The sequence below is a fragment of the Streptomyces sp. Ru71 genome (assembly GCF_002920535.1).
GTDB lineage: Bacteria > Actinomycetota > Actinomycetes > Streptomycetales > Streptomycetaceae > Streptomyces.
This window is the reverse complement of the sequence record NZ_PQSS01000040.1, coordinates 55,886-66,854: the sequence shown is the minus strand read 5'-3', so window position 1 is coordinate 66,854 and position 10,969 is coordinate 55,886. Positions and strand designations below refer to the sequence as shown.

The 10,969-nt window shown below is 74.4% G+C and carries 10 protein-coding genes and 1 pseudogene; 6 read left to right on the top strand and 5 right to left on the bottom strand.

The annotated features are described in order from the left end of the window. Both C3489_RS22960 and C3489_RS22955 read right to left on the bottom strand, forming a co-directional pair. On the bottom strand, positions 1–690 hold a 690-nt coding region (locus tag C3489_RS22960; protein ID WP_374936768.1), incomplete at its 3' end, for a sacsin N-terminal ATP-binding-like domain-containing protein. A gap of 392 nt (positions 691–1,082) precedes the next feature. Continuing rightward, entirely contained in the window at positions 1,083–2,009 is a 927-nt protein-coding gene (locus tag C3489_RS22955) for a DUF3027 domain-containing protein (protein ID WP_103783922.1), read from the bottom strand. A gap of 279 nt (positions 2,010–2,288) precedes the next feature. On the opposite strand from C3489_RS22955, the gene C3489_RS22950 reads away from it, so the two are divergent. The 4 genes from C3489_RS22950 to C3489_RS22935 all read left to right on the top strand — a co-directional run bounded on the left by C3489_RS22950 (position 2,289) and on the right by C3489_RS22935 (position 5,788). Then, positions 2,289–3,674, top strand: coding sequence for an MFS transporter (locus C3489_RS22950; RefSeq protein WP_181139798.1), 1,386 nt, complete (start codon positions 2,289–2,291; stop codon positions 3,672–3,674). A gap of 83 nt (positions 3,675–3,757) precedes the next feature. Beyond that, entirely contained in the window at positions 3,758–4,225 is a 468-nt protein-coding gene (locus C3489_RS22945) for a DUF2771 domain-containing protein (RefSeq protein WP_103783920.1), read from the top strand. A gap of 26 nt (positions 4,226–4,251) precedes the next feature. Then, the gene (locus tag C3489_RS22940; protein WP_258054911.1) at positions 4,252–4,950 is read left to right on the top strand and encodes a futalosine hydrolase; all 699 of its coding nucleotides are present in this window, start codon (positions 4,252–4,254) and stop codon (positions 4,948–4,950) included. After that, positions 4,940–5,788 (top strand): 1,4-dihydroxy-6-naphthoate synthase, encoded by an 849-nt coding sequence (locus C3489_RS22935; protein ID WP_103783918.1) that lies wholly within the window; start codon positions 4,940–4,942, stop codon positions 5,786–5,788. The genes C3489_RS22940 and C3489_RS22935 overlap by 11 nt, the downstream gene beginning before the upstream one ends. 13 nt (positions 5,789–5,801) lie before the next feature. On the opposite strand, the gene C3489_RS39890 is transcribed toward C3489_RS22935, so the two are convergent. Further along, positions 5,802–6,185, bottom strand: coding sequence for a cold-shock protein (locus C3489_RS39890; RefSeq protein WP_103783917.1), 384 nt, complete (start codon positions 6,183–6,185; stop codon positions 5,802–5,804). 151 nt (positions 6,186–6,336) lie between these two features. Here C3489_RS39890 and C3489_RS39505 point away from each other — a divergent pair, with 151 nt between their 5' ends. Then, on the top strand, positions 6,337–6,597 hold the full coding sequence (locus C3489_RS39505) for a hypothetical protein (protein ID WP_103783916.1): 261 nt from the start codon (positions 6,337–6,339) through the stop codon (positions 6,595–6,597). Here C3489_RS39505 and C3489_RS22920 read toward each other — a convergent pair. Next, a complete protein-coding gene (locus C3489_RS22920) occupies positions 6,564–7,202 on the bottom strand; it encodes an HAD family hydrolase (protein WP_374936767.1) in 639 nt (212 codons plus the stop codon). The two genes, C3489_RS39505 and C3489_RS22920, sit on opposite strands and share 34 nt — an antisense overlap. Before the next feature lie 37 nt (positions 7,203–7,239). Then, positions 7,240–8,191: pseudogene (locus tag C3489_RS22915) on the bottom strand (hypothetical protein). A 217-nt stretch (positions 8,192–8,408) separates the two neighbouring features. On the opposite strand from C3489_RS22915, the gene C3489_RS22910 reads away from it, so the two are divergent. After that, positions 8,409–10,919 (top strand): helicase-associated domain-containing protein, encoded by a 2,511-nt coding sequence (locus tag C3489_RS22910; protein WP_103783914.1) that lies wholly within the window; start codon positions 8,409–8,411, stop codon positions 10,917–10,919. Positions 10,920–10,969 lie beyond the last annotated feature (50 nt).

The window sequence follows — 10,969 nt, the reverse complement described above, 5'->3', positions numbered from 1 at the left end:
GGCGTCGTCGACGGCGTGCAGGAGGCGCTCGGCGAGGTCTGCGGCGGCCGTGTCGCGCAGCGGCAGGATGACGACCGTGTCGTAGGGGTCGGGGGCGGTGCCCTCGGCGGCGAACGGCAGGCGCAGCAGCGGTACGTGGCCGTCGCGGCGGCGGATCTCGTCGCCCAGGCCGGGGCTGTGCCGGGCGGTCTCCTCGGCGAGGTGGCGGGCCTCGGCGAGGGACCAGCGCACGCCGCCGTGCCGGCCGACGACGGCGGGCTCGTCGGTGACGGAGAGGACTGCGGCGAAGCCGACGCCGAAGCGGCCGACGGTCGGCGTGTCGCGCCGGCTGTCGCGCTCGGTGTCGCGTTTCGCGGAGGCGCGCAGCGTGGCCAGCGACTCCACGCCGGCGGCGTCCAGCGGGGCGCCGGTGTTGGCGGCGGCCAGCACGCCGTCGCGCAGGGTGAGGCGCAGCCGGCCGGGCACGCCGGCGCGGGCGGCCGCGTCGGCGGCGTTCTGGGCGAGTTCGACGACGAGGCGGTCGCGGTAGCCGCCGAGGACGAGGTCCTCCTCGGCGTTGGCGTCCTCGCGGAAGCGGGCGGGGCTGGTGGCCCAGGCGTCCAGTACGCCCCTGCGGAGCCTTGCCGTTGCGAAGGGGTCCGCGCCTTCTGCAGCCGGCCGCACGAACTTGCTCACGTTCACTCTCCTCATCGGCGACGACTGAAAGTACCGCGGGCGCCTGCGGCGCGTTGTGCCTGCGGCGGCGGGTCGGTTTTCGGCTGCGGGTGCGTTGTGCCTGCGGCGGCGGGTCGGTTTTCGGCTGCGGGTGCGTTGTGCCTGCGGCGGCGGGTCGGTTTTCGGCTGCGGGTGCGTTGTGGTTGCTCGCGCCGTTCCCCGCGCCCCTTTTGTGCCCGCGGCGGCCTGTTGCTGTTGCGTCGTGGCTCGTGTAGCGCCTTGTGCCGGTGGTCACCGCGGGGCCGGGTGGGGGTGTCGTCCTCGGTCCGGCCCGCTGTGTGCGACGCGGTCACCGTTGGTGGTGCCGGCCGCTGCGGCGGACACCCCACCCCGGCCCCTTCCCGCCGTGCGCGGGTGCGGGCCGTTTGTTACGAGTGGCCCAGTTCCGCTGCTTCCTCGTCCGCCGCCGGGGGGACCGAGCCGGAGTCGGGGGCCGGGCGCAGGGGGAAGGGGTCGACCTTCGTCTCGTCGATCACCGGCGGGGCCGGGCGCGGCGTCTTCGGCATGACCGCGGCCTCGGAGTGGCCGCCGCAGCCGTACGTCAGGGACACCACGCGGCCGTCGGCCGGGGAGAACTCGTTGGCGCACACCCCGAACGCCTGGCCGAGGGAGCCGCCGATCGGCATCAGGAAGCCGCAGCTGACGCAGGAGGCGGGGGCGGCCTGGGCCATCGGGGTCTTCGCGCCGAAGCCCTCCTCCCAGCGGTCGGCGGCGGTGTGCAGGCCGTAGCGGGAGAGCACCCGGGCGCGGCGCATGCCGAGCTCGGCGGCGACGGCGGAGATCGAACCGCGCGAGGGCGCGGTGGGCAGGTTGCGCGAGGGGCCCTCGGTGACCTCGACGTCCTCGGCCTCGACCAGGTCGGCCATCTCCTCGGAGACGGCGGAGTTCGGCGGCGGCGCGTCCTCGCCGGTGTAGCCGGGCTCCAGGCGCAGGTCATCGGCGTCTGTGGGCAGCAGGTCGCCGGGCCCCATGTCGCCGGGGCGCAGCCGCTCGCTCCACGGCACCCACTCCGGGGCGAGCACGGCGTCCGGGCCGGGCAGCAGCACGACCTCGTCGAGCGTGACGACCTTGGCGCGCGAGGCGCGGGCCACGGTGACGGCCCAGCGCCAGCCGCGGTACCCGAGCTCCTTGCACTCGAAGAAGTGCGTGACAACGCGGTCGCCCTCGGAGACCAGCCCCACGTGCTCCCCGACGACGCCGGGGGCGGCGGCCTCCTCGGCGGCACCGCGGGCGAGGTCGACGGCCTCGGCGCACAGGCGGTCAGGGGTGCGGCTTCGCGTTGTCGCTGCGCTCACAGGTATCGCTTCTCTCCAGTACGCCGTCTTCCGGGTGCGGGTGCCTTGAGGCGACGGCGCGGACGGAGCGGACCGGTGGACCGCTTCGACGTCTGCGCGCGCTCACGCTCGGGCGCACCTCCTTCCGACCATTCTGCCTGTTCGTCGGCGCTCGGCCTACACCGGTGGAGCGGATCACCGCTTCGCGGCGATTTGTTTCCTGCCCACCTGCGGCGAAACTCCAGGCCCATACGTGCGGTAACGGCACTATCCACCCCTTCCTCGGGGCACTATGACGTCGTGGCAGCCGCGAGGGCGTCCCAAGTGAGCGGTTCGGGCCGGTTCGGAGGGTCCGTCCGCGCGGTCGGGCGTGCCCTGCACTTCCCGGTGACCGGTGCCGCCCGCGGCATCCGCAAGGCCACGCACGCCCAGGGCGCCGGCGAGTCGGGCCTGGGCAAGCTGATCGAGCTGCACGCCGTGAACGGCGCCGGCGACGTGATGATCACCGTGGCGCTGGCGTCCACGGTGTTCTTCTCGGTGCCGACCGACGAGGCGCGCGGCCGGGTCGCGCTGTACCTGGCGATCACCATGGCACCGTTCACGGTGCTGGCCCCGGTGATCGGGCCGCTGCTGGACCGGCTGCCACACGGCCGGCGGGCGGCGATGGCGGGCGCGATGCTGGCGCGGGCGCTGCTGGCGCTGGTGCTGAGCGGCGCGGTGGTCACCGGGAGCCTGGAGCTGTATCCGGCGGCGCTCGGGGTGCTGGTGTCGTCGAAGGCGTACGGCGTGGTCAGGAGCGCGGTGGTGCCGCGGCTGCTGCCGCCGAGGCTGTCCCTGGTCAAGGCGAACTCGCGGGTCACGCTGGGCGGGCTGCTGGCCACGGGCGTGGCGGCGCCGGTGGCGGGCGGGCTGCACGCGCTGGGTGAGCGGTGGCCGCTGTACGGGGCCTTCGTGATCTTCATAGCGGGAACGTTCCTGTCGTTCACCCTGCCGCCGAAGGTGGACTCCGCGAAGGGTGAGGACACCGCGCTGCTGGCCGCCGACGAGGAGCACCTGCACGGGCCGCACCGCAAGGCCCTCAAGCGCCCGGGGTTGCGGACCGTCGGGCCGGCGGTCACGCACGCGCTCGGCGCCAACGCCGCGCTGCGCTGCCTCACCGGGTTCCTGATCTTCTTCCTCGCCTTCCTGCTGCGCGAGCATCCGATGACCGGACAGAGCGGCGCGGCCTCGCTGGGCCTGGTCGCGGTCGCCGCGGGCGCGGGCAACGCGCTCGGTACGGCCGTGGGGGCGTGGCTCAGGTCGCGGGCGCCGGAGATCATCATCGTGACCGTGCTGGCCGTGGTGCTCGGCACGGCGATCACGGCCGCGATCTTCTTCGGGGCGTTCCTCGTGGCGTGCCTCGCGGCCGTCGCCGGGTTCGCGCAGGCGCTGGCCAAGCTGTCGCTGGACGCGCTGATCCAGCGGGACGTGCCGGAACTCGTGCGCACCTCGGCGTTCGCCCGCTCCGAGACGCTGCTGCAGATGTCGTGGGTGTTCGGGGGCGCGGTGGGCATCGTGATGCCGCTGAACGGGACCGTCGGGCTGTGGGTGGCGGCGGCGATCGTGGCGGCGGGCTGGCTGACGACCCTGCGGGGGCTGCTGGCGTCGGCACGGCACGGGGGCGCGTCCAAGGCGAGGGTGGCCTGACGGTCCCCGGCGCCGGGAGCGGCGACCCGCACCGCCCCCACCCCAGAACGGGCACAGGCCGCGCCAGGCGATAGCCTTCGGCCATGACCATGCTGCATTCCGTCGTGCGACGCCGCCGCGCCGTCGCCGCCGCCGGCGCCGTTTCCGCCGGACTGCTCGTCCTGTCCGCCTGCGACAAGCCGACGCCTGTCTCGACGATCACCGTCGGCAGGAGCTCGGTCAACTCCGAGGCGACCTGCTACAACGACGGCGACGCGATCAAGACCGCCGAGCTCGCCAAGTGCCTGAAGGCGGACAAGTCGATCACCGTCGACCCGGACGAGACCGTACGTTTCGGTGTCGACCCGGACATCGCGGACAAGGGCTGGACGATCCTCATGAACGGTCAGCCGCTGACCGACTCCAGCAAGAAGACCTACCGCACCATCCCCGGCAGCGTGTTCTTCAACGCCCAGTACGGCGCCAGCGGTGACACCACCTTCGTCTCCATCAAGGAGGGCGAGAAGGACGTCAACGGCATCTGGTCCTTCAAGCTCAAGAAGGGCGACTGATCACGTCCTCGCCCACCCCGGCACGACTGCTCGTGGCCACCGCCGTCCCCGTGGAGCGGGACGCGGTGGCACGGGCGTACGGCGAGAGCGGCCGTGAGGTACGGCTGCCCGGCGTCGTCCTGGCCCGCACCGGCCGTGCCGACCTGCTCGCCGCCGGTGTCGGCCCGGCGCTCGCCGCCGCGTCCACGGCCGCCGCGCTGACCGCCGCCGCCCTCGCGGGCACCCCGTACGACCTGGTCGTCTCCGCCGGCATCGGCGGCGGCTTCCTCCCGCACGCGCCCGTCGGCTCCCTCGTCGTCGCCGACGAGATCACCGCCGCCGACCTGGGCGCCGACACCGCCGACGGCTTCCTGCCGGTCACCGAGCTGGGCTTCGGCACCGTCACCCACCACCCGCCCGCCGGCCTGGTCCGGCAGGTCGCGGACGCCCTCGGCGCCCCGGCCGGCCCCGTGCTGACCGTGTCCACGGTCACCGGCTCCGCCGCCCGCGCCGCCGAGCTGCGCGCCCGGCACCCGCGCGCCCTCGCCGAGGCCATGGAGGGCTTCGGCGTCGCCGAGGCGGCCGGCGCGCACGGCGTGCCCGTCCTGGAGATCCGCGCCGTGTCCAACCCCGTCGGCCCGCGCGACCGCGCCGCCTGGCGCATCGGTGACGCGCTCACCGCGCTGAGCGAGGGGTTCGTGAAGCTGGCGCCCGTCCTGGAGAGTTGGAACCCAGATGACCGATGAGCCGCTGCGCATCGCCTACTCGCCCTGCCCGAACGACACCTTCGTCTTCGACGCCCTCGCCCACGGCCGCGTCCCCGGCGCCCCCGCCCTGGACGTGACGTTCGCCGACATCGACCTCACCAACGGCATGGCCGAGCGCGGCGAGCTGGACGTGCTGAAGGTGTCGTACGCGGTGCTGCCGTACGTCCTTCACGAGTACGCGCTGCTGCCCTGCGGGGGTGCGCTGGGGCGCGGGTGCGGGCCGCTGGTGCTCACCCGGGAGGCCGGGCTGGACCTCGGCGGCCGTACCGTCGCCGTGCCCAGTGAGAAGTCGACGGCGTACCTGCTGTTCCGGCTGTGGGCGGCGGACGTGGTCCCGGGCGGCGTCGGGGAGATCGTGGTCATGCCGTTCCACGAGATCATGCCGGCCGTGCGGGACGGCAAGGTGGACGCCGGGCTCGTCATCCACGAGGCCCGCTTCACGTACCAGAACTACGGGCTGCACAAGCTCGCCGACATGGGCGAGCACTGGGAGAACACCACCGGGCTGCCGATCCCGCTGGGTGCGATCATCGCGCGCCGGTCGCTGGGCGCCGAGTCGCTGAAGCTGATCGCCGAGTCGATTCGTACGTCCGTCCGGATGGCGTGGGACGATCCCGAGGCGTCACGGCCGTACGTCATGGAACACGCCCAGGAGATGGACCCGGCCGTCGCCGACCAGCACATCGGGCTGTACGTCAACGAGTTCACCGCCGACCTCGGCGAGGACGGCTACGCGGCCGTGCGCGGGCTGCTCACCCGTGCGGCGGCCGAGGGGCTGGTACCGCCCCTCGGCCCGGAAGCGCTGGATTTCCCCTGAGCGCCGGCAGGGATCAGACGTCGAGCTGGTCCGCCACCGCCCGCAGCAGGCCGGCGACCTTCTTGCCGGCGGCCTTCTCGGGGTAGCGGCCGCGCTCCAGGGTCTGGGTGACGTTCTCCAGCAGGGTCGTCAGATCCTGCACGATGGAGGCCAGCTCGTCCGGCTTCTTGCGGGTCGCGGCCGCGACCGACGGCGTCGGGTCCAGCACGGTCAGGGACAGGGCCTGGTCGCCGCGCTGGCCGGCGACCACGCCGAACTCCACGCGCTGACCGGGCTTGAGGGTCTCGACTCCGGCGGGGAGGACCGAGGAATGAACGAAGACGTCACCGCCGTCGTCGCGGGAGAGAAAGCCGAAGCCCTTCTCGCTGTTGAACCACTTGACCTTGCCGGTAGGCACGTCTGTCCTCGTCCTCGTACTCGTCGGAAAGCTGGGTAATAACAACCCAGGCGGGTCGACCTTGACCCGCCGGTTCCAAGGCTAATGGTCTCCGGGCGGGTGACAAGACGTCGCCCGGTTGTTCCTTCGCGCTGGGAACTACCCTGGTCCGGTGCGTGACAAAACCCAAACGAATTCCGCCGCACCCGGTGATCGGCTGATCCGAGCCGGTGCGATCGTGTTCTTCATCGGTGCCGTGGCCACGATGGTCACCGTTGCCCCGCTGTTCTTCGGAACGTCGCCTTTCCCGACGTACATGTTCGGATTGAGCATGCTCATGGCCGTCGGGTTCGTTCTCGCGGGCGCGGGTGTACTGCGTTCCGTCGCGGCGGGACGGCGTCAGGCGAGGGCCGCCTCCGGGGCGTCCAGGTAGGCCGAAAGCCATCGGGGGAATTCCGTCAGATCGGCCAGCACCACGTCCGCGCCGGCCGCGCGGAGTTCCTCCGGCGCGCACGGACCGGTGGCCACCGCCACCGACAGCGCTCCCGCCGTGCGCGCGCCCCGGACGTCGCCGAGGTGGTCGCCGACGTACACGCTCGCGCCGTGCTCGCGCAGCGCCACCGCCTTGCGCTCGGCCCACAGGTCGCCGATCACCGCGTCCGGCTCCAGGCCGAGATGGCTGACGTGCAGCCGCGCGTTCGGCTCGTACTTCGCCGTGACGACGATCGCCCGTCCGCCGGCCTCCCGCACCGCGGCTATCGCCTCCCGCGCGCCGGGCAGCGCGGGCGTGGCCGCCACGGCGTGCGTCGGGTACATCGCGCGGTACAGATCGGCGATCTCGTCGACCTCGCCCGCCGGGAACCAGTTCGCCAGCTCCTCGACGAGCGGCGGGCCGAGCCGGGTGACCGCGAGGTCGGCGTCGACGTACGTCCCGGTCCGCTCGGACAGCGCCTGGTAGCAGGCGCGGATGCCGGGGCGGGAGTCGATCAGGGTCATGTCGAGGTCGAAGCCGACGACCGGGGCGGCGGGCGAAGTCATACGGGACATTGTGCCGGGTGGGCGACGCGGCCTTCGGTCAGCGTTCCTTCTGCGAGCGCCACACCAGGAACAGGGCCGACGCGACGGCCGCGCCGCGCACGACCCACGGCCAGGTCTGGGCGATCGCCTCGCTCATGTGGCCGTCGGCGACGGGAGCGCCCCAGCGGCCCTCGGCGCGGCCCCACAGCCACACCAGGCCCGCGGCCAGCGCCGCGCCGGGCAGACCCATCACCGCCCACTTCGTCTCCGCCTCGGTCAGGCGCCGGGAGGCGTAGGCGATCAGCCAGCCGAGCAGCAGCGCGAACCAGTTGCCGAGCACCGCGCCGGCGACCAGGCTGGCCGCGGCGAGCAGCAGCAGGGGGTTGGCCCAGCGGCCGGAGGGCAGGGGGAGGAAGCGGCGACGCGGGGCCTCCTCCTGCGCGGCCTGCGCCGGCTCCGCGTCCGGTGTCTCCTCCGCCGGTTCGGCCGGCTTCGGCGGCGGGGGCGGCTTGAGGAGTTCGGGGATCTCCACGCCTCCCGTGAACCCCGGGACCTCGCCGCTGACGTCCGTCCGCCACCAGTCGCGGGGTACGGCGGTGGAGCCCAGCTCTGCCGCGCTCGCCAGGTGGGGCGGGGACGGGGCGTGGTCGGCGCGGGCCGGGGCGGCGGGGCGGGGGCGGGGGACGAGTCGGCCGAGGCGGCTCGGGTTTCTCCCGCGGGGTGGCTTCGGTGTCCCGCTGCTCGGGGACGGCCGTGGGGGTGGGGGGCGGCTGGCGGGTGGTGCCGGCGCCCGCGGCCTCCACGACCTCGTCGGGCGTGCCGAGGCGTTCGATGATGCGGCGCACCGCGGCCGGGCTGTCCACGACCGCCTTGGCGCGGCGCTTGTCGATCTCGTCGCGCAGGCCGGCGACGAGGCGCATACGGGTGGCGGACGGCAGCTGCTGTTGCTGGGCCACGTCGCCGACGCGGCTCAGATACTCGTAGACGACCTTGTCGCTCTCGATCCCCACGAAGCCCCTCCGGGGGTCGCGTCGGCTCTTGAAACCCCGTTGGACGAAAGTACCGCGTCCGAGCGGTTGCCTGCGGCGGCCTGTGCGGGTGCGTCGTGGTTGCTCGCGCCCACGCGGCGGAGCCGCATATCGAACACTGCCCCGCGCCCCTTGGTTGGCACAGCTGCCGCCGTAGCAACCGGTCAACCGCCGGAGGTGACCCGCTAACGTGGTTCGGATGAGCCCCGAGGACACCCCGGCCCCCCGCTCCCTCGCGGAAGCGCTCCGATCGCGTGACGACGCCTCCCTCGCCGCCCTCCTGCGCAGCCGTCCCGATCTGATCACCCCCGTGCCGACCGACCTCACCCAGCTCGCCACCCGCGCCGGCACCCGCGCGAGTGTCGTACGGGCGCTGGAGCGGCTGGACCGGTTCGCGCTGCAGACGGCTCAGGCGCTGGCCGTGGCCGGTGACCCGGCGACGTATCAGGAGCTGGCCGGGCTGATGGCCGGCGACGAGCGGGACCCGGCCGTCGTCGCGGCGCTGCCGCACGCCCTCGGTGTGCTGCGCGAGCAGGCGCTGGTGTGGGGCGGCGACGACCGGCTGCGGCTGGTGCGCACCGCCCGCGAGCTGCTGTCGCCCTCGCCGCAGCACCCGTCGCCGACCGGTCTGGGGCCGACCGTGCAGGAGGCGACGGCCGGGATGTCGCCGGGGCGGATCCAGGAGATCGTCACCGCCGCCGGGCTGCCGTCCACGCACGACTCGGTGTCGGCGGTCACCGCGCTCACCGCTCTGTTCACCGACCGGCGGCGGATGGCCGCGCTGCTCGACAAGGCACCGGGCGAGGCGCGGGAGGTGCTGGAGCGGCTGGTGTGGGGGCCGCCGTACGGGCAGGTCACGGCCGATCCGGCGGCGCATCTGCGGTGGCTGCTGGACCGGGGGCTGCTGCTGCCGACCGCGCCGGGGACCGTCGTCCTGCCGCGTGAGGTGGCGCTGCATCTGCGCGGCGGCCGGGCGCACCGGACGGTGGAGCCGGTGCCTCCGGTGGTGACGGCGGCCGCGGCGCACCGTCCACAGGTTGTGGACAGTACGGCGGCGGGGCAGGCGCTGACCGCCCTGGCGACCGTCGAGGAGCTGCTCAAGGAGTGGGACGAGGGCGGGCCCGCCGTGCTGCGGGCCGGCGGGCTCAGTGTGCGGGACCTGAAGCGGACCGCCGTCGCCCTGGACGTGGCCGAGCCCGTCGCCGCCTTCTGGGTGGAACTCGCCTACGCGGCCGGGCTGCTGGCCTCCGACGGTGAGGCCGACGAGCGCTACGCCCCCACCCCGGCCTACGACGAGTGGCGTGAGCTGCCGCCCGCCGAACGGTGGGGACGGCTGGCGGAGGCCTGGCTGGCGGCGACGCGGACGGCCGGGCTGGTCGGGGGCCGGGACGCCAAGGAGCGGACCCTGGCCGCGCTCGGTCCCGGGCTCGACCGGTCCGCCGCGCCCGAGGTGCGGCACCGGGTGCTGACGCTGCTCGCCGGGCTGCCGGAGGGGGCGGCGCCGGTCGTGGAGTCGGTGCTGGAGCGGCTGCGCTGGGAGCGTCCGCAGCGGCGCGAGGAGGACCTGCGCACCCGGCTCGCCCAGTGGACGCTCACCGAGGCCGAGCTGATCGGCGTGACCGGGCGGGGCGCACTGTCCGCGCACGGGCGGGCGCTGCTCGGCGTACCGGCTCCCGAGGGGGCCCGGGAGGAGCCCGAGGGCCCTGGGGACAAGCTGCCCGTGCATCACCATCACCCTCATCCCGTTCCGCTCCCGGAGGCCGAGCAGGCCGTCGCCACGGCCGCCGCCGCCCGGCTGCTCGCGCCGCTGCTGCCCGAGCCGCTGGACCATGTGCTGCTGCAGGCCGATCTGACGGCGGTGGCGCCCGGCCCGTTGCAGCGGCCGCTCGCGGACATGCTGGGGGTGCTCGCGGACGTGGAGTCCAAGGGCGGCGCGACCGTGTACCGGTTCACGCCGGCGTCCGTGCGGCGGGCGCTGGACGCCGGGCGGACCGCTTCCGACCTGCACGCCTTTCTCACCGCGCACTCGCGTACGCCGGTGCCGCAGCCGCTGGCGTATCTCATCGACGACGTGGCGCGCAGGCACGGGCATCTGCGGGTGGGCGCCGCGTCCGCGTATGTGCGCTGCGACGACGACGCCGTGCTGAACGAGATCCTCGCCGACCGGCGGGCCGCCGCGCTGCGGCTGCGCCGGCTCGCGCCCACCGTACTGGCGGCGCAGGCCGACCCGGCGGCGCTGCTGGAGGGGCTGCGGGCGATGGGGTACGCGCCGGCCGCCGAGTCCGCGGAGGGGGATGTCGTGATCGCGCGGGCCGACGCACACCGGACTCCCCCGCGCACGGCCCCGGAGCCCGTGCCGGAGGGGCCGCCGGTGCCCGACGCGACGCTGCTGACGGCGGCGATCCGGGCCATCCGGGCCGGTGACCTGGCCTCCACCGCGCCGCGCAAGCCGGGCGAGGGCTCGGCGGCGCCGGGTGAGCTGCCGCGCACCAGCTCCGCCGAGACCCTCGCCACCATGCAGGCCGCCTGCCTGACCGGCCAGGCCGTGTGGATCGGCTTCGTCAACGCCGAGGGCGCCGCCAGCCAGCGGGTGATCGCGCCGGTCCGGGTCGAGGGCGGCTTCGTGACGGCGTACGACCACACCGCGGACGAGGTGCGCACGTTCCCGCTGCACCGGATCACGGGCGTGGCGGAGCTCGCGGACGACTGAGCCCGCCTTGGGGCACACTGGACGTTTGGCAGTTGTGGAAAGGGTGTGTG